22 protein-coding genes are annotated in these 24,029 nt (G+C 61.2%); 15 read left to right on the forward strand and 7 right to left on the reverse strand.

Translation table 11 applies throughout. The features are described from left to right. Window positions 1–5: 5 nt before the first annotated feature. Together pncB and WH303_RS16110 are read right to left on the reverse strand one after the other, a co-directional pair. Window positions 6–1,193 carry a nicotinate phosphoribosyltransferase gene (gene pncB / locus WH303_RS16105; protein WP_339519745.1) on the reverse strand — a complete coding sequence of 396 codons (1,188 nt, stop codon included), beginning with the start codon at window positions 1,191–1,193 and terminating at the stop codon, window positions 6–8. Window positions 1,194–1,262: 69 nt separating this feature from the next. Continuing rightward, a complete protein-coding gene (locus WH303_RS16110; protein ID WP_339519746.1) occupies window positions 1,263–2,126 on the reverse strand; it encodes a cysteine hydrolase in 864 nt (287 codons plus the stop codon). 164 nt (window positions 2,127–2,290) lie between these two features. On the opposite strand from WH303_RS16110, the gene WH303_RS16115 reads away from it, so the two are divergent. After that, on the forward strand, window positions 2,291–2,974 hold the full coding sequence (locus WH303_RS16115) for an NUDIX hydrolase (protein ID WP_445228297.1): 684 nt from the start codon (window positions 2,291–2,293) through the stop codon (window positions 2,972–2,974). An 87-nt stretch (window positions 2,975–3,061) separates the two neighbouring features. Here WH303_RS16115 and metK read toward each other — a convergent pair whose 3' ends face one another. Then, on the reverse strand, window positions 3,062–4,249 hold the full coding sequence (gene metK, locus WH303_RS16120; RefSeq protein WP_239810717.1) for a methionine adenosyltransferase: 1,188 nt from the start codon (window positions 4,247–4,249) through the stop codon (window positions 3,062–3,064). A gap of 132 nt (window positions 4,250–4,381) precedes the next feature. On the opposite strand from metK, the gene WH303_RS16125 reads away from it, so the two are divergent. Then, window positions 4,382–5,242, forward strand: a complete 861-nt coding sequence (locus tag WH303_RS16125; protein ID WP_339519752.1) for a lysophospholipid acyltransferase family protein — start codon at window positions 4,382–4,384, stop codon at window positions 5,240–5,242. Next, a complete protein-coding gene (locus WH303_RS16130; protein WP_339519753.1) occupies window positions 5,235–6,104 on the forward strand; it encodes a lysophospholipid acyltransferase family protein in 870 nt (289 codons plus the stop codon). Before WH303_RS16125 ends, WH303_RS16130 begins: the two co-directional genes overlap by 8 nt. 60 nt (window positions 6,105–6,164) lie before the next feature. Here the strand turns inward: WH303_RS16130 and yihA are convergent, their stop codons facing one another. Then, complete coding sequence (yihA, locus tag WH303_RS16135; RefSeq protein ID WP_339519755.1) at window positions 6,165–6,917, reverse strand: ribosome biogenesis GTP-binding protein YihA/YsxC; 753 nt, start codon at window positions 6,915–6,917, stop codon at window positions 6,165–6,167. 83 nt (window positions 6,918–7,000) lie between these two features. Between yihA and WH303_RS16140 the strand changes: the two genes are divergently transcribed. From WH303_RS16140 to ccsB, 3 genes are all read left to right on the forward strand, one after another. Next, window positions 7,001–7,633, forward strand: a complete 633-nt coding sequence (locus tag WH303_RS16140) for a c-type cytochrome (protein ID WP_116926463.1) — start codon at window positions 7,001–7,003, stop codon at window positions 7,631–7,633. A gap of 220 nt (window positions 7,634–7,853) precedes the next feature. Next, window positions 7,854–9,989, forward strand: coding sequence for a cytochrome c biogenesis protein ResB (locus WH303_RS16145; RefSeq protein ID WP_445228298.1), 2,136 nt, complete (start codon window positions 7,854–7,856; stop codon window positions 9,987–9,989). Then, window positions 9,986–11,359 carry a c-type cytochrome biogenesis protein CcsB gene (gene ccsB, locus WH303_RS16150; RefSeq protein ID WP_339519758.1) on the forward strand — a complete coding sequence of 458 codons (1,374 nt, stop codon included), beginning with the start codon at window positions 9,986–9,988 and terminating at the stop codon, window positions 11,357–11,359. Before WH303_RS16145 ends, ccsB begins: the two co-directional genes overlap by 4 nt. Before the next feature lie 16 nt (window positions 11,360–11,375). On the opposite strand, the gene WH303_RS16155 is transcribed toward ccsB, so the two are convergent. Together WH303_RS16155 and lptM are read right to left on the reverse strand one after the other, a co-directional pair. Continuing rightward, a complete protein-coding gene (locus WH303_RS16155) occupies window positions 11,376–12,185 on the reverse strand; it encodes an MBL fold metallo-hydrolase (protein WP_339519759.1) in 810 nt (269 codons plus the stop codon). Window positions 12,186–12,306: 121 nt separating this feature from the next. Then, entirely contained in the window at window positions 12,307–12,525 is a 219-nt protein-coding gene (gene lptM / locus WH303_RS23765; RefSeq protein WP_133856919.1) for an LPS translocon maturation chaperone LptM, read from the reverse strand. 12 nt (window positions 12,526–12,537) lie between these two features. On the opposite strand from lptM, the gene cyaY reads away from it, so the two are divergent. Beyond that, entirely contained in the window at window positions 12,538–12,867 is a 330-nt protein-coding gene (gene cyaY / locus WH303_RS16160; RefSeq protein WP_339519760.1) for an iron donor protein CyaY, read from the forward strand. A 72-nt stretch (window positions 12,868–12,939) separates the two neighbouring features. Here the strand turns inward: cyaY and WH303_RS16165 are convergent, their stop codons facing one another. Beyond that, window positions 12,940–15,240, reverse strand: a complete 2,301-nt coding sequence (locus tag WH303_RS16165) for a penicillin-binding protein 1A (RefSeq protein ID WP_021026123.1) — start codon at window positions 15,238–15,240, stop codon at window positions 12,940–12,942. Window positions 15,241–15,597: 357 nt separating this feature from the next. On the opposite strand from WH303_RS16165, the gene WH303_RS16170 reads away from it, so the two are divergent. The 8 genes from WH303_RS16170 (at window position 15,598) to aroB (ending at window position 24,017) form a co-directional block, all read left to right on the forward strand. Then, complete coding sequence (locus WH303_RS16170) at window positions 15,598–16,677, forward strand: pilus assembly protein PilM (protein ID WP_021026122.1); 1,080 nt, start codon at window positions 15,598–15,600, stop codon at window positions 16,675–16,677. Continuing rightward, window positions 16,674–17,276 (forward strand): PilN domain-containing protein, encoded by a 603-nt coding sequence (locus WH303_RS16175; protein ID WP_021026121.1) that lies wholly within the window; start codon window positions 16,674–16,676, stop codon window positions 17,274–17,276. The genes WH303_RS16170 and WH303_RS16175 overlap by 4 nt, the downstream gene beginning before the upstream one ends. Before the next feature lie 8 nt (window positions 17,277–17,284). After that, window positions 17,285–17,959 carry a type 4a pilus biogenesis protein PilO gene (locus WH303_RS16180; protein WP_027010719.1) on the forward strand — a complete coding sequence of 225 codons (675 nt, stop codon included), beginning with the start codon at window positions 17,285–17,287 and terminating at the stop codon, window positions 17,957–17,959. A gap of 8 nt (window positions 17,960–17,967) precedes the next feature. Then, window positions 17,968–18,513: a pilus assembly protein PilP gene (locus WH303_RS16185; protein ID WP_339519764.1), complete on the forward strand. Its 546-nt coding sequence runs from the start codon at window positions 17,968–17,970 to the stop codon at window positions 18,511–18,513. After that, on the forward strand, window positions 18,510–20,627 hold the full coding sequence (gene pilQ, locus WH303_RS16190; protein ID WP_339519765.1) for a type IV pilus secretin PilQ: 2,118 nt from the start codon (window positions 18,510–18,512) through the stop codon (window positions 20,625–20,627). Before WH303_RS16185 ends, pilQ begins: the two co-directional genes overlap by 4 nt. Before the next feature lie 21 nt (window positions 20,628–20,648). Beyond that, window positions 20,649–22,193 carry an Ig domain-containing protein gene (locus WH303_RS16195; protein ID WP_339519766.1) on the forward strand — a complete coding sequence of 515 codons (1,545 nt, stop codon included), beginning with the start codon at window positions 20,649–20,651 and terminating at the stop codon, window positions 22,191–22,193. Between the two features lie 116 nt (window positions 22,194–22,309). Further along, the gene (locus WH303_RS16200; RefSeq protein WP_339519767.1) at window positions 22,310–22,867 is read left to right on the forward strand and encodes a shikimate kinase; all 558 of its coding nucleotides are present in this window, start codon (window positions 22,310–22,312) and stop codon (window positions 22,865–22,867) included. Window positions 22,868–22,907: 40 nt separating this feature from the next. Further along, window positions 22,908–24,017, forward strand: a complete 1,110-nt coding sequence (aroB, locus tag WH303_RS16205) for a 3-dehydroquinate synthase (RefSeq protein WP_339519768.1) — start codon at window positions 22,908–22,910, stop codon at window positions 24,015–24,017. The last annotated feature ends 12 nt before the right edge of the window (window positions 24,018–24,029 follow it).

Below are 24,029 nucleotides of genomic sequence, written 5' to 3' on the forward strand. Positions count from 1 at the left end.
GCTCCTTACGGCGTCACATGGAACACTTGCTTGAGGTAGGCTAGGTAGGTCTCGTCGTCGCACAGGGTTTTGCCGGGGCTGTCGCTGAGCTTGGCCACTGGCTGGCCGTTGGCATGGGTGAGCTTCATCACGATGTTGAGCTGCTTGAGGCCCATGTCGTTGGCCAGCTGGGTGCCGATGCCAAAGCCGCACTGGATGCGATCGGCAAAGTGCTGGTAGAGGGCCAGCGCGCTGTCCAGGGTCAGGCCATCGGAGAACACCAGGCGCTTGGCATGCGCATTGATGCGCAGCTTGGCGTAGTGGGCCAGCGCTTTTTCGCCCCATTCATAGGGGTCGCCCGAGTCATGGCGCAAGCCGTCGAACAGCTTGGCAAAGTACATGTCGAAATCGGCGAGGAAGGCATCCATGCCGACGGTGTCGGTCAGCGCAATGCCCAGGTCGCCCCGGTACTCCTGCACCCAGTCTTCCAGCGCAGCGATCTGAAAATCACGCAGGCGCACGCCATGGGCCTGGTAGCTTTGCAGGTACTCGTGGGCCATGGTGCCAATGGGCACCAGGTTCAGGTCGCGCGCCAGCAGCACGTTGGACGTGCCCTTGAACCACTGCGCCGTCTGCGTGGCAAAGGCCTGCACCACCTCGCGCTGCCAGGGGGCCGAAAAGCGCCGGCGCACGCCAAAGTCAAACAGCTCAAAGGGGTGGCGGTGCTTGGCCTCTTGCGCCAGCTCCTGCAGCCGCACTATTTTTGCCCCCAGGCGCTTGCGCCCCTCGGCCAGCGCACTGGCCTGCGCAAAGCGGCGGAAGTACAGCTCGTTGACGATGGACAGCACAAAGATCTCAAAGCCCATCACATGCACCTGGGGGCCATGGGCAACAATATGCAGGCCGTCGCCATCGGGTTCGACCTCGATGAAATCACGCTGGAACTGGAAGATGCGCAGAAAGTCGATGAAATCGCTCTTCATGAAGCGCAGACTGGCCAGGTAGTCGAGCTCGTCCTTTTTGAACTTCAGCGCACACAGCGCGTCGATCTCGGCGCGCACTTCGGCCAATAGATCCACCAGCGGAAACTCGGTCTGCGAGCGGCAGACAAAGCGGTAGGTGGACTGTGTCTGCGGATGGCGATGGAGCATGGCCTGCCACATCGTGAACTTGTACAAATCGGTGTCGAGCAGGCTGGTGATGATGGGCTGCATACCGCGTCTTTCTCTGTCAAAAATACGATCCATCAGCGCTTGTCCCTCAAGCACCAATGGCCAAACGGCTTACAAACTGAAAGCCGTGCTGGTGCAGCAGCGTACACCGAGGGCGCGCATCTGCTGCAAAAAGGTGTCTTGGGCCGCTTCAAAACCGGCGACGGGGCTCATGCAGTCGGTCAGCAGGACCATGCGCGAGAAATCCTCCGCGCCCCAAAGTGCCGCCATATGCTGCACGATGTGCTCGGTGGTGGCGCGCACGCAGTGGCTGCCCGCTTCGCCGGCAATCACCAGGGTATCGGCCTGCGCCAGCTGCTGGAGCAGGGCGGTGTTGAGGCCGGTTTCCGCATCCTGCGGATCGGGCACCTCGGCGCAGATGGCGCTGTAGTGCTCGGTGTAGGGGTTCATGCCCTTGAACACATGCTTGACTGCGCGCTGGCGCTGGCGCTGGCTTTGCCATTGGCGGCAGGCGTTCAATATGTCGGCATGCACGCCATGGCCGATGCTGCCGATCTCGCAGTGCAGCGGCCAGACCATCAAGGTGTAGCGGCCCTGGGCTTCCAGCGCATCCAGATAGGCGAGGGTACGGGCCTGCTCGTCCGGGTTGCGGGGCTGGAAGCTGCCGTCGCGCATCTGGGCCGCCGTGATGGCGGTAAAAGGCTGCACCGGGTTGCCATCGCCTTGCTGCCAGAAGGCGGGGTGGGCAATGTCATAGGCCTGGTGGGAGTCGAGCGTGACGGTGATGCCATCGAGCTGAGCAGCATGCTGCAGCAGCCATTGCGCCAGGCGTTGCATGTCGGCATGGGCGCCGGCCACCGGCAGGCTGGGGGCAAATGGCGCGGGGCTTGCCGCGCTGCTGGGGCGCCAGTCTGGTGGCAGATCGCAAAAGTCGTTTTGCGGGTCGATGATGAGCAGCTGTGTGCGTTGGCGCATGTCTTTCTCCTTCGATGTGAGGTAGTCTACGCTTGTTAAAACATTTTTGCAACTAACTAATTAAAAGAGGTCGGAGCAAATCTTTTGCCTGAAGTCTGTGTTTTTATTGATTCTGGGTGGCTGCAGCGGCATACTGCCCTTCATGAAAAAGACTTGGTACAGAAATGATGCAAAGTGAAGCCGCCTCCATCCAGGTGCTGACCACCGTGGATGTGGTCGTGCTGACCTTGGTGGACGGGGTGCTGAGCGTCGTGCTGGTGCAGCGCGAGCGCGCGCCGTTTGCCGGGGTCTGGGCTTTGCCGGGCGGCTACATCCATGCGCAAGAGGACGCCGATGCCCATGCCAGTGCCGCCCGCGTGCTGCGCAGCAAGGCGGGGATTGAAGACGCGTACCTGGAGCAGCTGGCCACTTTTACCGGCCCGGCGCGGGACCCGCGCGGCTGGTCGGTCGCCATCAGCTATTGCGCACTGATCCCGCAACAAAAGCTGCCCACGCCAAGGCCGGGGCTGAAGCTGGTACCCGTCGCTGCCACTGGCCAGCTGCCGTTTGACCATGCACAGATCCTGCAGGCAGCGCTGGCGCGGGTGCGCAGCAAGAGCCAGTACTCCTCGCTGCCGGTGCATTTTTTTGGCGAGAGCTTTACCCTGCCGCAGCTGCAGCAGGTCTATGAAAGCATCCTGGGCGAGCCGCTGAACAAGGTGAGCTTTCGCCGCAAGATGGACGAGCTGGGCATGCTGGAGCCCGTGCCGGGCGAAATGCAGGCCGGTGGCGCGCACCGGCCGGCGCAGCTGTACCGGGTGCGGCCGGAGTTCAGGCAGCAGCTGGCGCTGAGTGCGAGAGGATTGTGAGTGCGTTGCCCGGACTGACGAGCGCGCATGAAAAAATCCGCTGGATCACTCCGAGCGGATTTTTAAAGCAGACTAATCTGAACTGAATTACTTCAAGCCAGCAGCAGCGCGCAGTAGCGCAGCCTTGTCCGTACGCTCCCACGTAAACTCAGGTTCTTCACGGCCAAAGTGGCCATAAGCTGCCGTCTTGCTGTAGATCGGGCGCAGCAGGTCCAGCATCTGGATGATGCCCTTGGGACGCAGGTCAAAGTGCGCGGCCACCAGCTTGGCGATGTCGGCATCGGGGATCACGCCGGTGCCTTCGGTGTAGACGGTGATGTTCATCGGACGGGCCACACCGATCGCATAGGCCACCTGCACCTGGCACTGGCGCGCCAGGCCGGCAGCGACCACGTTCTTGGCGACGTAGCGGGCAGCGTAGGCGGCAGAACGGTCCACCTTCGTTGGATCCTTGCCGGAGAAGGCACCGCCGCCGTGGGGGCAGGCACCGCCGTAGGTGTCCACAATGATCTTGCGGCCGGTGAGGCCACAGTCGCCCTGGGGGCCGCCCACGACGAAGCGGCCGGTGGGGTTGATCAGGTACTTGGTGTCCTGCAGCCATTCCGATGGCAGCACGGGCTTGATGATCTCTTCGATGATGGCTTCGGTGAAGCTGGCCTTCATCTTGGTGGCGGTTTCCGACTGGTCGGGGCTGTGCTGGGTGGACAGCACGACGGTGTCGATGCTGTGGGGCTTGCCGTCCACATAGCGCATGGTGACCTGGCTCTTGGCGTCAGGGCGCAGGAAAGGCAGGCGGCCATCCTTGCGCAGCTGGGCCTGGCGCTCGACCAGGCGGTGCGCGTAGTAGATCGGCGCGGGCATCAGCTCGGGCGTTTCGTCGCAGGCATAGCCAAACATCAGGCCCTGGTCACCTGCGCCGGTGTTCAGCTCGTCATCGCTGGCCTTGTCCACGCCCTGGGCGATGTCCTGGCTTTGCTTGTCATAGGCCACCAGCACGGCGCAGCCCTTGTAGTCGATGCCGTAGTCGGTGTTGTCGTAGCCGATACGCTTGATGGTGTCGCGGGCCACCTGGATGTAGTCCACGTTGGCGCCGGTGGTGATCTCGCCTGCCAATACCACCAAGCCGGTGTTGGTCAGTGTCTCTGCCGCCACGCGGCTGTGTGGATCTTGGGTGAAAATAGCGTCCAAAATCGCATCAGAGATCTGGTCGGCTACTTTATCGGGATGGCCTTCGGACACTGATTCCGAGGTAAACAGAAAATCGCTGTTTGCCATAAACAAAAAACTCCTTCAAAGCTTGGGCAATTGCGTTGCCCGAGCCTTAAAGGAGCCTGGCGAACGCTTTAGCAGTTTGTTTTTAACGTCGCCCTGCAAGTTGCTCTTTAACTCAGCGACCGACACATTCTAATGCCTTTCTTGTTTCGACTATTTGCTGCGTTGCCGTTGTGGCTATTGCATGGCCTGGGCGCTGGCCTGGGCTGGCTCACTTTCGTGGCCTCGCCCACCTACCGCCGGCGCTTTCTGGCCAATGCCCAGCAGGCGGGCTACCGCTTTGCCGATGTGAAAAAAGCCGTGGCCCATGCCGGCCGCATGGTGGCTGAGGTGCCGCGCCTCTGGTTTGGCGCGCCGCTGCCTTGCGATATCCATGGCGCCGAGGTGATCGAGCAGGCGCTGGCCGATGGCCGGGGCATTGTGTTTTTGACCCCGCACATGGGCTGCTTTGAGCTCTCGGCCCAGTACATGGCGCGGCGCTGGGGCGTGGTGCATGGCCCCATCACGGTGCTCTACCGCCCGGCACGCCAGGCCTGGCTGGCCAAGCTGATGGAGACGGCGCGCGCGCGCCCCGGCCTGGCATCGGCACCAACGACGATGGCGGGGGTGCGGCAGATGATCAAGGCCCTGCGCCAAGGCCATAGCGTGGGACTGCTGCCCGACCAGGTGCCGCCCGATGGCCAGGGCATGTGGGTGCCGTTTTTTGGCAAACCCGCCTACTCGATGACCTTGGCTGCCAAGTTGGCCCAGCAGACGGGTGCGGCTGTTATATTGGCGCGCTGTGTGCGCCGGCCCCTGGGCCGGGGCTTTGATCTGTATGTGCGCGGCCTGCAGACCCCGCTGGCCCAGGAGGCCGAAGCCGCCGTGCTGCAGATCAACCAGGAAATGGAGCGCTTGATCCGCGACAGCCCCGAGCAGTACCTCTGGGGCTATGCGCGCTACAAGCAGCCGCGCAGCCTCACTGCCGCTCCCTCGGAAGGTCAAAAGCATGGGTAAGTTGTTTATCGGGTGGATGTGGCTGATGTCGCACCTGCCTTTGTCGGTCTTGCGCGGCCTGGGCTGGTTGATGGGCCGGGTGCTGTTCTATCTGGTGCCCTCGCGCCGCCGCATTGCGCTGCGCAATCTGGAGCTGTGCTTTCCCGAAGCCAGCGCTGAGCAGCGCCGGGCCTGGGCCAAGCAAAGCTTTGTGGTGTTCTGCCAAACCTGGCTGGACCGCAGCTGGCTGTGGTTTGCACCACAAAAAACGCTGGAGAAACGCACCCGCATGACGGGCGCGCTCGAAGAGCTGGAAGGCGATACGCCGACCATCATCTTTGCGCCGCATTTCTACAGCATGGATGCCGGGGGCACGGCGCTCACTATCCACTGCAGCCGGCCCTTCACGTCGATCTTCTCGACCCAGCCCAATGCCGATGTCGATGCCTGGATCCGCAAGGGCCGCCAGCGTTTTGGCGATGTGCGCATGCTCAACCGCGACGATGGCATCAAGCCCATCATCGCCAGCCTGCGCAAGGACCATGGGCTGTTGTACCTGCTGCCGGACATGGACTTTGGCCCCAGCGACTCGCTGTTTGTGCCATATTTTGGCCAGGTGGCCGCGACCATTCCCTCGCTGTCGCGCTTTGCGCGGCTAGGCAAGGCCAAGGTGATCGGCATGTACACGCGGCTGACGCCGCAGGGTTACGAAGTCACCATCTCTCCGGCCTGGCAGGACTTTCCCACTGACGATGTAGTGGCTGATACCACGCGCCAGAACCGTGAGTTGGAAGCCCAGATCCGCACCATGGTGCCCCAGTACTACTGGGTGCACAAGCGCTTCAAGACCCGGCCCGAAGGCGAGCCCTCGCTCTATTCATAAAAGAAAAAGGCCCTTGCGGGCCTGGTGGTGGTGGTGCGCCTTGGCGGGCGCCCGTACAGATTATTCATCGCCAGCAGCGGCTGCTGGGGCTGGTGGTGTTTCTGGCGCTGCAGGCGCGGCCTCGGGGCTGACCAGGCCTTCGGGGTGCGACCACTGCCACAGCAGCTGGGCGACCTTGTCCACATTCTGCTTCTTTAACGCACTGAACAGCATCACCTCACCACCGCCGGCATTGAGCTTGGTGATGGACAGGATCTTGGCCTGCTCGACGCGGGTCAGCTTGTCGGCCTTGGTGAGCAAAATCAAGAACTTGAGGCCTTGCTCCACGCGGGGGCGGATGATGTCGAGCAGCGCTTCGTCCAGCTCGGTCAGGCCCAGGCGCGGGTCGCAGAGCAGCACGATACCCGTCAGGCTGGGGCGGCTGACGAGGTAGTTCACCATGACCTGCTGCCAGCGCTTCTTGTCCTCGCGCGAGACAGCGGCATAGCCGTAACCGGGCAGGTCGGCCAGCACGGCATCGGTCACGCCCTTCTTGCCCAGCGAAAACAGGTTGATATGCTGGGTGCGGCCGGGCTTTTTCGAGGCAAAGGCCAGCTGGTTCTGCTGGGTGAGCGTATTGATCGATGTGGACTTGCCCGCATTGGAGCGGCCCACAAAGGCGAACTCGGGCACATCGACGACAGGCAATTGGTGCAGCTGCGCAGCGGTGGTGAAAAAGCGGGCGGTGTGCATCCAGCCCAAAGCCGCCTTGCCATCAATGCCTGGGCTTGGCGTGTCTGCAACGGCTTGGGGGGTACTAGGTGTTGTCGTCATGTGCGTTCGAGTCTATCTAAGGCATCATTGTAGAATCTGGCCGCTTTGGCCTTATACCCATAAACCAGACAAAGACCCACGATATGAAGTTGATCGCCCCTTTGCTGACAACGGCTGTACTGGCTTTTTCTTCCGTTTCTGTGTATTCGGCGTCCGAGACGCCCAACCGGTCGCCCAAGCCGGATCTGGCCAAGGGGGAGGCCAGCTACACCGCCGTCTGCGTCGCTTGCCACAATGCCGACGGCAATGCCTCCATCGCCATCAACCCCAAACTCTCGCAGCAGCATCCTGAGTACCTGCTCAAGCAGCTGCAGGAGTTCAAATCCGGCAAGCGCAAGGACCCGGTGATGCAGGGCATGGTTGCCGGCCTGTCGGATGCGGACATGCTCAATATCTCGGCCTGGCTGGCCAGCAAACCCGGCAAGCTCGGTTTTGCCAAGGACAAGGACGCCGTGGCCCTGGGCGAGCGCATCTACCGCGGCGGCCTGCCCGACCGCCAGATTGCCGCCTGCGCGGGCTGCCACAGCCCCAATGGCGCGGGCATTCCGGCCCAGTACCCCCGGCTTTCGGGCCAGAACGCTGATTACGTCAGCAAGACCTTGCATGATTTCCGCGATGGCAAGCGCGGCAACAGCCTGCAGATGACTGGCGTCACCGCCAAGATGAACGACAAGGAAATCAAGGCGGTGTCGGACTATATTGCGGGCCTGCGCTAGGCCGGCGCCCTGCGCGTTGGGCCTGTGCCGCCACGGGGAAAGCCCCCGCGCAAAGACATTGAGCGCGTTGCTGGGCATTTTCTGGCCCCCCGGGCTATCCCTAGGGTTGCAGACTAAACTTGGCGTTCTGCGAACTTGTACTCTGGTGGCGACTCCATGGGGTGCGGACTGGCAGCGCAGCAGCGGTCCTGCTCCTGCTTTTCACCGATAGCGTCGTACCATGTCTGAATCTTCTCCCCCGCCAACGCAGCTGCAGCCTCAGCTGGGCACCCGTGCCGTCTATGAGATGCTGTCGTCGATGCGCTTTGCGATTGCGCTGCTGTCCATTATCTGCATTGCCTCGGTCATCGGCACCGTATTGCGCCAGCATGAGCCGGCCGTCAACTACGTCAACCAGTTTGGCCCCTTCTGGGCGCAACTGTTTCTGTCGCTCAAGCTCAATGCGGTCTACAGCGCCTGGTGGTTTCTGCTGATCCTGGCGTTTTTGGTGACCAGCACCAGCCTGTGCATTGCCAAGCATGCGCCCAAATACCTGGCCGATTTGCGCCAGTACAAAGAAAACCTGCGCGTGCAAAGCCTGCAGGCCTTCCACCACCAGGCCAGCGCCCATTTGGCAGAGACCCCGGCGCAGGCGGCGCAGCGGGTGGGATCGCAGCTGGCCGGCAGCGGCTGGAAGGTGCGCCTGCAAGAGCGCAGCGATGGCTGGATGGTGGCGGCCAAGGCCGGTGCCGCCCACAAGATAGGCTATCTGGCAGCGCACAGCGCCATTGTGCTGATCTGCCTGGGTGGCCTGCTCGATGGCGATTTGATTGTGCGTGCGCAAATGCTGCTGGGCGGCAAGACCACCTTCAGCGGCGGCGGCATGATTGCCGATGTGCCCGAGCAGCACCGGCTGTCCGCCAGCAACCCGACCTTTCGCGGCAACCTGATCGTGGCCGAGGGTGCGCAGTCGGGCACGGCCATCCTCAACCAGTCGGACGGCATTCTGCTGCAGGACTTGCCGTTTTCGGTGGAGCTGAAGAAATTCATCGTCGAGTACTACTCCACCGGCATGCCCCGGCTGTTTGCCAGCGAGGTGGTGCTGCATGACAAGAAAACCGGCGCTGCGGTGGAAAAACGCATCGAGGTGAACCATCCCGCCAGCTACCAGGGCATCGAGATCTACCAATCGAGCTTTGAAGACGGCGGATCGCGCCTGCAGCTGCGCGCCGTGCCGCTGGTGCCGGGCATGAAGAGCTTTGAGGTGAAGGGCGAAGTGGGTGCCTCCACGCAGATCACGATGGGCGAAGGCCAGCCACCGCTGGAGATGGAGTTCACCGGCCTGCGCACCATCAATGTGGAGAACATGGGCGCCAACCCGGGTGATGCGGCACAGGGCGGCACCGATGTGCGCAAGGTGGATTTGAGATCCAGTCTGGACAACCACCTGGGCGCCGGCAACAAGGTGACCACGCCGCGCGATCTGCGCAATGTGGGCCCCAGCGTCAGCTACAAGCTGCGCGATGCCTCGGGCCAGGCGCGCGAGTTCAACAACTACATGCTGCCCGTCGACATGGGCGATGGCCAGCCGGTCTACCTCTGGGGCGTGCGCGAGACCCTGGCCGACCAGTTCCGCTACCTGCGCATTCCGGCCGATGACCAGTCGAGCTACCGGGGCTTCTTGCGTTTGAAGGCGGCGCTGCAGACGCCAGCAATGCGCGAGCGGGCCGTGCAGCAGTATGTGGCCGGCGCCGTGGAGGCGAGCCGGCCGGCACTGCGCGAGCAGCTCTATGCCTCGGCGCTCAAGGCGCTGGTGATTTTTGCTGGCGATGGCCAGGCGGGCGCGAGCAGCGTCACCGGCTTGCAGGCGATTTCGGCCTTCATGGAGCAAAATGTGCCCGAAGGCGAACGCGCCAAGGCGGGCGAAGTGCTGGTGCGCATTCTGAACGGTGTGCTGTTTGAGCTGATGCAGGTGGCGCGGGCTGACGAGGGTCTGGCACCGCTGGAGCCCAATGAGCAAACGCAACGCTTCATGACCCAGTCGGTGCTGTCGCTCAGCGATGCGCTGCTGTACCCCGAGCCCCTGGTGTTTGAGCTGACCCAGTTTGACCAGGTGCAGGCCAGCGTCTTCCAGGTGGCCAAGGCGCCGGGCAAGCTGGTCGTGTACCTGGGCTGCCTGTTCCTGATTCTGGGGGTGTTTGCGATGCTCTATGTGCGTGACCGGCGCCTGTGGGTCTGGCTGGCGCCGCGCGCCGATGGCAGTGCCGATGCGCGCATGGCCTTGTCCACCAACCGCCGCACCCTGGATGTGGACCGCGATTTTGAGGGCCTGAGTCAAAAGCTTCTGGGCACCAGCCCCAGCGGAGAACAACGATGAATACTGCTTCCACCAACCTGCCGCCCGCCCAGGCGGGCACCGTGGTTCAAACGGTGCAACTCAACCCCGGCTACTTCAGCAGCCGATCGGTCTGGGACTGGCTGTTTGCATTGGCCCTGGCCGTTGGCGGCGGTTTTGCGCTGTTTTTGTACGGCCACCATATGGATGGCTACGAAAAAGGCATCCTCATCGCCTCGGTGCCGTTTTTTATCTGGCTGGGCTGGTTCTGGAGGCCCTTGCAGCTGTTGATGCTGGTGGTGGCCGCGCTGTCGCTGCTGGCCATTGGCCTGTACCGGGTCGATGGCGCAGGGCAGATCGCCCGGTCGGAGACGGTGTTTGGCCTCAAGTACTTTCTGTCCAGCCAGTCGGCCATCCTGTGGATGAGTGTGCTGTTCTTCATGAGCACGGTGTTTTACTGGATCGGTCTGCTCTCCAAGGGCGAGGGATCGGCGCTGACGGCCGTCGGCAGCCGCCTGACCTGGCTGGCTATTGTGATGGCCCTGGTGGGCACGATGGCGCGCTGGTATGAGAGCTACCTGATGGGGCCGGACATTGGCCATATCCCCGTCAGCAACCTGTATGAAGTGTTTGTGCTGTTCGCCTGGATGACGGCGCTTTTCTACCTCTACTTTGAAGCGCATTACCAGACCCGGGCGCTGGGCGGCTTTGTGATGCTGGTGGTCAGCGCCTCGGTGGGCTTTTTGCTGTGGTACACCGTCGCGCGCCAGGCCCATGAGATCCAACCGCTGGTGCCCGCGCTGCAGAGCTGGTGGATGAAGCTGCATGTGCCGGCCAATTTTGTCGGCTACGGCACCTTTGCGCTGGCGGCTATGGTGGCGCTGGCCTACCTGCTCAAGGCCGCCACGCAGCGCGCGCTGTGGATCGGCCTGGTGCTCGTGCCCATGCTGGTGCTGGTGCTGCCGCTGCTGGCCTTCCGCATCTGGGGCGATGAGAGCCTCTACCCCTCGCTCGACAAGACCTTGCGCATGGCCTTGCCGCTGGAGCTGTTTTTCGGGCTGATGATCGTACTGCGCGGCTGGATCAACCGGGGCACGCCGCGCCTGCAGATCATGGATGACCTGATGTACAAGGCCATCGCCGTGGGCTTTGCGTTTTTCACCATTGCCACCGTGCTGGGCGCGCTCTGGGCGGCCGAGGCCTGGGGCGGCTACTGGAGCTGGGACCCCAAGGAGACCTGGGCGCTGATCGTCTGGCTCAACTATGCCGCCTGGCTGCACATGCGCCTGGTCAAGGGCTTGCGCGGTGCCGTCTCGGCCTGGTGGGCGCTGGTGGGCCTGGTGGTGACCACCTTTGCCTTCCTGGGTGTGAACATGTTTCTCTCGGGCTTGCACAGCTACGGCACGCTGTAAGCGGTATGGGCCAGGCTTACTGCGGGCGTTGCGGCTGCGGCGAGATCGCTTGCTTTGGTAGGGTGTAGTTCTGGTTGTCCATCAGATCGACCCCGCACATCAGGTGGTCGAGCCAGTCAAAGAACTGCGCAATGGCCGGGCCCATGATGGGCGCGCCGTGCTGGGGCACGATCAATGAAATATCCAGTTGGCGCGCCATCGCCACCCACAGGCGTAGCACCTTGTTGGACACCATGTAGCGCCGGTGGAAGCCTTCCATGCGCGGAATGTGCGGGGCCAGGTCGGTCACGGGAGTGCGGGCGAGATAGCCATCGGTCATCGAGACGCCCAGGTCCCCGGTGAACAGGATGCGGCTGATCGGATCGTAGAAGTGGAAGTTGCCTTCGGCATGCAGAAAATGCGCGGGCAGGATGTGCAGCTGGCTCTGGCCCAGCGGCAGAATGCCACCGGGGTCCTGTACGGGGATGACCCGGTTTTCCGTCTTGCCGACCTTGGTGAAATGCGGCACAAAGCGCTCCCAGACGCGGGAGATCACCAGGGATGCGCGGGTAGAGGTGAGCCAGCGGTCCAGCGAGGCGATGATGTCCGGGTCGGCATGCGAGGCGATCAGGTAGGACAGCTTGTGCGGCGAGAAATAGCGCACCATGCCCATGTAGAGCTCATTGAAGGCGAGGTTGCCGCCCGGGTCGATGATGGCGCCGGTACCATGGTCGACAATCAGGAACTGGTTGGCCTGCACGGCCTGCGCATCCTCTTCCACCAGATCGGTGAACATCAGACAAGCATGCTGCTCGTCACGGTACAGTTCCACAGGTTCCAACGCCATCTATTCCGCCCAGTTATCTATTGCAACGGGCGTGACTGTAACGGGGTGTAGTGGGTTGGACCTTGAGGTGGATCAAGGAGGCAGGCTGGGTGGGCCGAAGAGGGCAAGGGCCGGCGCTGGATCAGGGCTTGGCAGCGGGCTGCATCACGGTGGAGGGCTGCAGCTGGGGCTCAGGCCGGTCCGGGGCACTGGGGTCCAGCGTTTGCGGCAAAGTGGCCCGGTTGGCTGCTGCCGGTTCCGTGGGCAGGTACAGCGGCCCGCGCTGGCCGCAAGCGGCCAATAGTGCCGCACCGGTGGCAAGGACAATGGTCCTGCATACAATTTGGTAAATACTCCACATTGAAGCATTGTAATGAACGAACTCGAATACCTGGATGCGGCAGAAAAACTCTTGCTGGCGGTTGAGCAGACCTGCGACCGCATCAACGATGAGACCGATGCCGATATCGACGCCCAGCGCGTGGGCGGCCTGCTGACCCTGATTTTTTCCAACCGCAGCCAGATCATCATCAATCTGCAGCCGCCGCTGCACGAGGTATGGCTGGCGGCCAAGTCCGGTGGCTACCACTACAAGTTCGATGGCAGCGTGTGGCGCGATACCAAGACCGGCCATGATTTCTTTGCCGATCTGACGCGGGATGCCGGTGTGCAGTCGGGTCTGCCCCTGGTCTTCAAGGCCTGACGCGACACCCCCGAGTAAAAAGGCCAGTCCGCGCAATGCGGGCTGGCCTTTTGTCTGGACGCTGGCGCTGTGTCAGTTGCGGAACAGGTCCAGAATCTTGTTGCGCTCTTCCGAGTTCGGCGGCGGCACCATGGTGCCAGCAGTTGACGCGGGGGAATCCAGGCCCAGGTTGGGGGCACTGCGCGCATATTCTTCGTAGAGCCAGTCCCCACCCACATTGACCAGGCCGCTGGGCGGCGTCATCTTGTCTACCGGCACGTCCTTGAGCGCGTGCTGCATGTAGTTGATCCAGATGGGCAGGCTCAGACCCCCCCCATATTCGCGCGCACCCAGGCTGCGAGGGTTGTCATAGCCCATCCAGACGACGGCTGCATTGGTGGGCTGGAAGCCGGCAAACCAAGCGTCCACCGAATCATTGGTGGTGCCGGTCTTGCCATAGATGTCCGGGCGCTTGAGCTGGGCCTGGGCCTTGGCGGCAGTGCCGTAGCGCGCGACATCCTGCAGCAGCGAGTCCATCACAAAGGCGTTGCGGGCGTCGATGGCGCGCGGCAGGTCCTCAGTGGCCGGTGGTGCAAATTCAGACAGCACATTGCCACGGTGGTCGGTGATCTTGGCAATCAGGTAGGGATTGACCCGGTGCCCGCCATTCGCAAACACCGAATAGGCCGCCACCATCTGCATCGGGGTGACGGAGCCCGCGCCCAAGGCCATCGGCAGGTAGGGTGGCTGCTTGTCGGCATCAAAGCCGAACTTGGTCACCCATTCCTGCGCCTTCTTGGGGCCCACCGATTGCATCACGCGGATGGTCACCAGGTTCTTGGAGCGTGCCAGCGCCTGGCGCATGGTCATCGGGCCATCGAAGCGGCCGTCGGAGTTCTTGGGCTCCCAGGGCTGCTGGCCGGCCGATCCAGGGAAGCTCAGCGGCGCATCATTGATCACCGTGGTGGGTGAGAAGCCTTTTTCCAGTGCCGCCGAATAGATAAAGGGCTTGAAGCTGGAGCCCGGCTGGCGCCAGGCCTGGGTCACATGGTTGAACTTGTTCTTGTCGAAGTCAAACCCACCGACCAGCGCCTTGATGGCGCCGCTGCGCGGGTCGAGCGAAACAAAGGCGCCTTCCACTTCGGGCAGCTGGGTCAGCTCAAAGGTCTTCTTGGCGGTTTCCATGATGCGCACCACGGCGCCGGGGCGCAGCTTGGTGTTGGGCGGCGCCTTGTCGCTCAGGCCTGATTGCACGGGCTTGAGGCCATCACCGGTGATCTCGATCGGATCGCCATCGGCGCGGATCACCACAACCTTGCGCGGCGCAGCTTCAAGCACGACGGCAGACAGGATATTGCCGTTGTCCGGGTGCTGGGCCAGCACCTCGTCAATGGCTTCGTCCCGCTCCTGGCCGGCGGCCGGCAGGCTGATGAACTTCTCCGGGCCACGGTAGTGCTGGCGCTTTTCGTAGTCCATGATGCCCTTGCGCAGCGCCTCATAGGCCTTTTCCTGGTCGCTGGCGATCAAGGTGGTGTAGACGTTGAGGCCGCGTGTGTAGGCCTCGCTGCCGTACTGGGCAAAGATCAGCTGGCGCGCCATCTCGGCCACATATTCGGCATGCACGCGGTTGTCCGCATAGCTGGAGCGGATCTTGAGTGACTCCTCACGTGCCTGGCTGGCCTGGGCGGGCGTGATGAAGTGGTTCTCTTCCATCCGATCAATGATGTAGAGCTGGCGGATGCGGGCGCGCTTGGGATTGCTGATCGGGTTGTAGGCCGAAGGGGCCTTGGGCAGGCCGGCGAGCATGGCCGCTTCTGCCACCGTGACATCCTTGAGTGGCTTGCCGAAATAGGTTTCGGACGCCGCCGAGAAGCCGTAGGCACGGTTGCCCAGGTAGATCTGGTTCATATAGATTTCCAGAATCTGGTTCTTGCTCAGCGTGTGCTCCAGCTTCAAGGTCAGCAGGATCTCATATATCTTGCGGGTATAGGTTTTTTCAGACGATAGATAGACATTGCGGGCCACCTGCATCGTGATGGTGGAGGCGCCCTGGGCCTTTTCGCGCCCCAGGTTGGCAAGCAGCGCGCGCGCCATGCCCTTGTAGTCCACACCGCTGTGCTCAAAAAAGCGCGTGTCTTCGATGGCCAGCACGGCATCGACCATCACCTTGGGGATCTCGCTGATCGGCGTCAAATTGCGGCGTTCTTCGCCAAACTCGCCCAGCAGAGCGCCTTCTGAGGAGTAGACGCGCATCGGCAGCTTGGGCCGGTAGTCGGCCAGCTCGGAGACATCGGGCAGGTTGGGGTAGGCCATGGCCAGGCCCACGGCGACCACCGCCGCCCCTGCGATGGCGCCGGCCACCAGCAAGGCCAGCAGCCAGCCAAAGAACTTCATGGCCTTGGTGGTGAAGCTGGATGGCTTGGCTTGCTTGGGAGATTTGGCGGGAGGTTTTTCAGGCGTTCTGCGCGAAATCGGAGCGTCTGGATTCATGGGGTCAGACCGTCGAGGGGAGCTTGCATAAGCAGGGGATGCTATCACGCGGCTGCTTTGGCTGGGGTGCGCGCCGGTTTTGAATTAGCTTGTGACAAATGTCATGCTGCGTCCAATGTATCCCTTGTATCGTATTGTTTTGACAACGAATTGGGCCTGGGAGCAGGTGGTTCTTTGCTGCGCGACTATCTTGCTGATAGCATTCATAGGGGGTGTTAAGTTTTGTAGCTCAATATAGAGCAAATTAGGGAGGAGCCCATCTTGGTCTCAATGGGATCTTTGTTCCGACGCCAGCCGCCTAGCCTCTTGGGGATAGACGTGAGCGCGTCGAGCATCAAGTTGGTTGAACTGGGGAGGAGCGGCAGCGGTCAATACATTGTTGAGCGCTGTGCACAAGAGCTGCTGGAGCCTGGCTGGGTCACTGAGTCGGGCATCGAGCGTTTTGACGAGGTGGCCGATTCCTTGCGGCGCCTGGTCAAAAAGAGCGGCACGCGCACCAAGCAAGCGGCACTGGCGTTGCCGCTTTCTGCCGTCATCCAAAAGAAAATCGTGCTGCCATCGGGGCTCTCCGAGCTCGAGATGGAGTTTCAAGTTGAATCAGAAGCTAACCAATACATACCATTTTCCCTCGATGAGGTGAATCTGGATTTCTATGTCATCGGCCCATCCGCCAACTCGGTGGGGGATGTTGACGTGTTGATTGCCGCTGCCCGCAAGGAAACCGTGCAAGACCGGCAGGGCCTGGCGGAAGCCGCAGGCCTCAAGCCCGTGGTGCTGGAGATCGAGTCCAACGCCACAGCGCTGGCGGCGCGGCGCTTGATCGGCAATATGCCCAGCAAGGGCAAGGATGCCTTTATCGCCATCTTTGAAATCGGTGGCAATGCGTCGTTCCTGCAGATCATCCACAACAACCAGGTGATCTATGAGCGTGACCAGTCCTTCAACGGCGGCCAGCTCACACAGATGATCATGCGGCAATATGGCTTCTCGCAAGAAGAGGCCGAGCAGAAAAAACGCGGTGGCGATCTGCCTGCCGACTACAAGCAGGTAGTCCTCAAGCCTTTTGTAGAGAGCATCGGGCAGGAGATCAATCGCGCTTTGCAGTTCTTCTTTACCAGTACGCCGCACAACCGCATTGACCACATCCTGCTCGCGGGCGGCTCTGCGGTGCTGAGCGGCCTGACGGATGCGGTGATCGATGCGACCGGCTTTGCCGCGTCCGCTGCCAACCCGTTTGAAGACATGGTGATGGATGCCGCCGTGCGGTCCAGGGCCAAGAGCAAGGACTTCACAACCTATCTCACCGCCTGCGGCCTGGCACTGCGGAGGTATGCAGCATGATCTTGATCAATCTGCTCCCCCACCGCGAAGCTGCGCGAAAAAAGCGCAAAGAAAGCTTCCAGGCATCGATGGTGGCCGCGGCCCTGGTGGGCGCGCTGGTCTGCGGTGCCGTGTACATGTTCTACCAGTACAAGATCGATCTGCAGGGCCAGCGCAATGCGCTGCTGACGCGCGAGATCAAGGCGCTGGATGTCAAGATCGCCGATGTGGCCAAGATCGATGCGGAAATTGCGGCGCTGAAGGCGCGGCAAAAGGCCGTAGAAGACCTGCAGTCCGACCGCAATCTGCCCGTGCATTTGCTCAATGAGCTGGTGCTGCAGCTGCCCGATGGCGTCTATATCGAAAGCCTCAAGCAACAAGATCAGACCGTGCAGATCCAGGGCATCGCGCAGTCGAATGAGCGGGTGTCCGAGTTGCTCAACAGCCTGGCGACCAAGACGCCCTGGCTCTCCAAGCCTGAATTGGTCGAGGTGGTCGGTACGACCACACAGGTCAATGCGCGCGAGAAAAAGCGGGTCGCTGGCTTCAACCTGCGTTTCGGCTTGGTTCGCTCCAGCGACGTGGAGCAGGCCCATAACGCGCAGGCGCTGAAAAAATAAGGGCGACCATGGCAACGAAAAAAAATATTCAAGTGGGAGAGGCGCTGCAAGGCTTTCAGCGCCAGTTTCAAAATCTGGATCCCAAGGATCCTTCTGTCTGGCCGGCCGCACCGCGTGCGGTTTTGTTGGTGCTTATTGCGGCCGTGGTGATTGGTTTGGGCTGGTATGCCTATCTGAGCAGTTTTGAGGAAGAGTTGACTGCCTCGCAGGCCCAGGAGCTCAAACTCAAGGAAGACTACAAGACCCGTCTGCGCAAAGCCGTCAACTTGGATGCGCTGCGCAAACAGCGTGAGCAGGTCTTGCAGTATGTGACCCAGTTGGAAAAGCAACTGCCCAGCAAAGCGGAGATGGCAGCGCTGCTGTCGGACATCAACCAGGCGGGTATTGGCCGCAGCCTGCAATTTGACCTGTTCAAGCCTGGCCAGACGGTGGTGAGGGACTACTACGCGGAATTGCCGATTACGCTGAAGGTCAATGGCAAGTACCACGACATCGGCTTTTTTGCGGCCGATGTTGCCAACCTCTCCCGTATCGTGACCTTGAACAATATCGCTTTGGCGCCGGCCAGCAAGGACAGCGCTACCTTGGCGTTGAATGCCACGGCCAGAACCTTCCGCTATTTGGATCCGCAGGAACTCCAAGAGCAGCAAGCTGCGAAGTCCAAACAAAAAGGGAAGAAGTAGGGTGGGATATGCATACTTTGTCTAAATGGATAGGGGCTGCGCTGGCGGTATCGCTGCTGGCAGGCTGCAGTGACGAAGGCGATGACCTGCAGCAATGGATGCAGCAGGAGCAGGCGAGCACCCGGCCTTCGGTCAAGCCCATCAGCGCTCCCAAGGAGTTCGTGCCGCAAGGCTATCTGGCCAGTGCGACGCTCGACCCGTTCAGCAAGGAACGCTTGGCAGCCCTGTTGGGTGGCAGTGCGAGCGCGCCAGCAACCATCTCGGACGCCCTGGTCGCACCCGAGCGTGCGCGGCGCAAAGAGCAGCTCGAGTCGTTTCCGCTCGACACCATTTCCATGGTGGGTTTCTTGAAAAAGGGCGCGCAGGACGTCGCGCTGGTCAAGGCCGATAGCCTGATCTACCAGGTCAGCAAGGGCATGTACATGGGCCAGAACTACGGAAAGATAAAAAGCATCAGCGACAGCGCGATCACCCTGCGGGAGATTGTGCAAGACGGTGTGGGTGAATGGATAGAGAGAGATGCAGTGCTTGAGCTGCAGGAGGCCAAAAAATGAAGAAATTCAGTGTACTTATCCCTTTGATGGCCATGCTGCTGCCATCTTGGGCGCTGGCACAGGGGCGTATCAACAAAGTCTCGACCCTGGTGCGTGACGGCGTGGAGATGGTCAAGATTGAGACCGACGGTGCGCCGCTGGTCTTGCCAGAGACCTTCAGCATCCAATCGCCTGCACGCGTGGTGCTGGATCTGCCAGGGTTCAAAAGCGCAATGCCCAGCAACCGGGTGGAACTCAACCAGGGAAATCTGCGTTCCTTGAATGTCGTGGAGACGGATACCAAGGCCCGTGTGGTGCTGAACCTCAAGGAAAGCACCAGCTACAAGACCGAAGTGAGCGGCAACGACTTGCTGGTGGCGCTGGAACCTGCTGCCAAGGCGGTCGCCAGCATCAATGCGCAAAACACGCAGTTTGCCGAAGATGGCAATAACTATTCGCAGCCGCTGTCGGATCTGGATTTTCGCCGTGGTACCGATGGCGCAGGCCGTCTGGTGATCTCCTTGCCGAACAACAAGGTGGGCGTGAATATCTCCAAGCAAGGCGATGGCCTGACCTTGGAGCTGCAGCATACCCTGCTGCCCGAGGCGCTGCGCCGCAGGCTCGATGTGGCGGACTTTGGCACGCCAGTGGGCATGATCTCGGCGCGCCAGTCTGGCAGCACCGTGTTTGTGCAGTTGAAAAATGCGGGTGAGTGGGAGCACAGTGCCTACCAGAGCGACAACCAGTTTGTGGTGGAAGTGCGCCAGCGCAAGAGCGACCCGAACAAGCTGGGTTCATCGGGCACCTTCACGGGTGAAAAGCTGTCGCTGAGCTTCCAGAATATTGAAGTGCGCTCGCTGCTGCAGGTGATTGCAGATTTCACCAACTTCAATATTGTCACCTCGGACACCGTCAATGGCGCGTTGACGCTGCGCTTGAAGGACGTTCCTTGGGACCAGGCCTTGCAGATCATCCTGGATGCCAAGGGCCTGGGGATGCGCAAGTCTGGCACGGTTCTTTGGATTGCGCCCAAGGATGAAATCGACGAGCGCATCCAGAAGGACTTTGATGCGGTTGCCAAGCTCGAAGAAAAGACGCCGCTGCAGACCCAGTCGTTCCAGCTCAACTATGCCAAGGCGACCGAGCTGCTCAAGCAAATTACCAGCAACTCCGGCGGTGGCGGAGGTACTGGCGGCACCCAAAGCCGTTTCTTGACGGCCCGTGGCTCGGCCATTGCCGAGCCACGCACCAACCAGCTGTTCATTACGGATATTCCTGCCAAGCTGGAAGAGTTCAGACGCTTGCTCGTGACCTTGGACATCCCCGTGCGCCAGGTGCTGATCGAGGCGCGGATTGTCGAGGCGCGCGACACCTTTGGCCGTGCGCTGGGTGTGCGCCTGGGCGGTGGCGATATGCGCGCAGCCAATGGGGGTGATGGCGGCTATAGCATTGGAGGCGGCAACCGTGTCGGCTTTGGCACCAGCTATGACAATGCAGTGGGAACCACGGGCATGGGAGGTACTAACACCTCCAACGGTAGCTTTGTCAACCTGCCTGCCGTTCTGTCCACCGGTGGTGGCAGTGGCTCCTTCGCACTGTCCATTTTCAACTCAGCGGCCAATCGCTTTTTGGCGTTGGAGTTGTCGGCGATGGAGGCTGATGGCAAAGGCAAGATTGTCTCCAGCCCGCGCTTGATCACGGCCGACCAGACCAAGGCGCTGATCGAGCAAGGTACGGAAATCCCGTACCAGAACTCAGCACAAAACGGCGCGACCACGGTGGAATTCAAAAAAGCAGTGTTGAAGCTTGAAGTGGTGCCCCAGATCACCCCTGAAGGCAGCATCATCCTGGACCTGGATGTCTCCAAGGACTCCCAAGGCGCTAACACTTCTGCAGGTCCGGCAATCGACACCAAGCACATTAAGACCCAAGTCTTGGTGGAAAATGGCGGTACCGTGGTGATTGGCGGTATTTTCGAGCTTTCGGAGACATCGACCACCAACAAGATTCCTTTGTTGGGCGATGTGCCGGTGCTGGGCAATCTGTTCAAGAGCAATGTTCGTGAATCGGAAAAGCGCGAAATGCTGGTGTTCATCACTCCAAAGATGATTTCAGACCGCGGTGAAATGCGTTAATTAAGATTGATAGGGAGAGCTATGAGAAATTTGTTGAAGCCCTTGGTGCTGGTGGCGCCGCTGTTGTTGGCCGCCTGTGGCGGCGGTGGTGGCAGCGGTGGTGAAGCGCAACTGCAGTACAGCATCAAGCTGACGTCTTCCAAGACAACGGTGCCCGTGAATGTTGGAAGTAGCTTGCCGGGCTATTCCAATGGTGATTACTACCCGTACATGTCGACCCTGTATATCCAGGCCAACGCAGGCAGCAATCCCATTCCAAACCAAGAAGATGGGGCTTTTTCCTGCAATATCACCTCGGGTCTGGACTCCGGCGCGCTTTACTACCTGGATGGTAAGGATGAGCATACCGTTGAGATTCCATCTGGAACCGGGACTGTCAAGGTTCCAGGTGCTTACCGCAATATTACTCTGGGCTCCAACGCTGGTGGTGCGTCGTTCCATATCATCTCGCATGACATTGCCGGAGAAGTCACCGTACAGTGCAGCGTGACCGATCCACGTGACAACAAGGTCTACACCGACCGCGCAACCGTGAAGGTTGGCGGCGGCAGCACAGCAACGCCAGCGACAGTCACGTTGACCAAGGATGCCTCCTATGTCGGCTCGCGTGACAATGTAAACAACATCCCTAACAGCGTGGTGGTGCAGGCGATCCTCAAGAATGACAATGACCAGCCCGTGAGCAGCTCAGGCAATGCTAACCTGCAGGTCAGCATTGTTCCCAATGCCGCATCTGACGGCGCTCGGTTGCTGGCCGGTGGCCAGACCAACAGTGGATCTATCCAGATCAGCACCGTCAATGGCGTAGGCCAGTTCTCCGTGGCCAGCGGTCCTGCTTCGGGCTCGCTGCTGCTGCGTTTGACAGTCGACCGCGCTGACAATGACCTGACCAATGGCATCCAGCAACCTATCACCCAGTACGCTGTGATTCCTGTCGTGCATGCGATTGCCTCGAGCGCGCTGACCATTCCTGAGTCGGAATTGGCTCAAACGGTGCAGAATGCCGAGCCCTATTCTCATGCCCTGGTTGTAGAAGGTGGTGTTGCTCCGTTCCTGTGGTCTACCACTTCGACCCTGCCAACCGGTCTGAGCCTGAGCTCTGATGGCCTGATTTCCGGCACTCCGAATGTCAAGGGCCCTGGCGCATACACCGTGGTGCTGAATGTGCGCGATGCCAACGGCGCGACTGCACGTCAAACCCTGGTGCTGACTGTGGTGGGTAACCTGCCGGACAACCCTGTGGCCTTCACCATCAATGGTTGCACCGGTTCGTCGACTTCGCCATGCGAGATTGCCTCGGTGGAAGTGGGAACCTCCTACACCTACACCTTCTCTGCGACTGGTGACAATGTGACCTGGGTTCTGGAAGGTGCGCCTGCTTGGCTGCAAGTGGTGGGTCAAGGCACGACTGGCCGTATCGCTTCGGGTGCACCCCTGACCTGTGCGGATGTGGCTACCTACCGCATGTTTGTGACTGCCAAGAATTCCACCAATTCGGTGAGCCGTGAAGTCACCTTCCGTGTGACCTCAACGGGCGATGCCTGCAAGCCCGCCGAAGCCTCGTGATTGAGCTGTCTCAGACCTTTCACTAGGTCTCACCCAAAAACCTCCGGCAACCCCGGAGGTTTTTTTATGCCCGCCATTGCCCTATCATGTGCAGTCCGTTTTCAGGATCTAGCGCGATGGCACCTTCCGTGTGTTTGATTGGGCTGCCCGGCAGTGGGAAATCCACCATCGGCCGGCAGCTGGCACGCCTTTGGGGTGTGGATTTTGTCGATTCCGACCATGTGATCGAGGCGCAGCTGGGCTGCACGATCAAGGAGTACTTCTCGGCCCAGGGCGAGCAGGCTTTTCGCGATGTCGAGGCCCAGGTGATTGCAGCATTGGCGACACGGGAGCGGGCCTGCATTTTGTCCACCGGGGGCGGTGCAGTGCTCAGGCCTGAAAACCGTGCGGTGCTGCATGCCCACACAACGGTGTTCTACCTGCATTCCAGCCCCGAAGACATTGCCCGGCGTCTGCGCAACGATACCGGGCGCCCCTTGCTGCAGGGCGATGACACGCTCAAGCGCCTCAAGGACCTGCTGGCCGTGCGCGCGGCCTTGTACGAAGAGACGGCGCACTACACCATCGACACCTTGCGTTGCGGCACCGGCCAGGTGATGCGTAAGGTCAGCATGCAGGCCGAGCTTGCCGGCTTGGTGCCACAGCTGGGCGCGAATCTGGCAACTCCCCGATAATGGGCGGGCGAAACCGTATAACTTCCCGACGCAAACACCTGTGACCGACACTGTTCATATTGATCTGGGCGACCGCTCCTACCCCATCCTGATTGCTGCTGGCTTGCTCGCCCAGGCGGACACCTTTGCGCACTGCCCCAAGGCCTCGCAGGCGCTCATCGTCAGCAATGACACGGTGGCGCCGCTCTATGCCCGCCAACTGCAGGCCGCGCTGGCACCCCACTACCCCAAGGTCGAACTGGTAGTGCTGCCCGATGGCGAGGCGCACAAGAACTGGACAACCCTGCAAGGCATCTTTGATGCACTGATGCACAACGGCGCCGACCGCAAGACGGTGCTGTTTGCTTTGGGTGGTGGTGTCGTGGGCGATATGACCGGCTTTGCCGCTGCCAGCTTCATGCGCGGTGTGCCTTTTGTGCAGGTGCCCACCACCTTGCTGTCGCAGGTGGATTCGTCGGTCGGCGGCAAGACCGGCATCAACCACCCGCTGGGCAAGAACATGATCGGCGCCTTCTACCAGCCCCAGCTGGTGGTCTGCGACCTGGACACCTTTGACACCTTGCCCGCGCGCGAGCTGAGCGCTGGCCTGGCCGAAGTCATCAAGTACGGCCCGATTGCCGATATGGCCTTTATGGATTGGCTGGAGGCCGAGATGCCTGCGCTGATCGCCGGCGACAAGCGCGCATTAGCCCATGCGGTGCGCCGCAGCTGCGAGATCAAGGCCGATGTGGTCTCCAAGGACGAGCGCGAGGCGGACCTGCGCGCCATCCTGAACTTTGGCCACACCTTTGGCCATGCGATCGAGGCCGGCATGGGCTATGGCGTCTGGCTGCATGGCGAGGGCGTGGGCGCCGGCATGGTGATGGCTGCCGAGCTGTCCCAGCGTCTGGGCCTGGTCGATGCCGCCTTTGTGCAGCGCCTGCGCGCCTTGGTGGCCCGGGCCGGTTTGCCGGTGCGCGGCGCCATGTTGGATGCCCATGACAACGCAGGCCGCTATCTGGAACTGATGCGCCACGACAAGAAATCCCAGGCCGGCGCGATCCGCTTTGTGCTGATCGATGGCCCGGGCAAGGCGGTGGTGCGCGAGGCGCCCGATGCGCTGGTGCGCGAAGTCATCGACCTGTGCTGCGCCGGCGCAGTACAGGCCTGATCGGATGGACCG

Source organism: Comamonas sp. MYb69, assembly GCF_037479315.1.
GTDB lineage: Bacteria > Pseudomonadota > Gammaproteobacteria > Burkholderiales > Burkholderiaceae_C > Comamonas.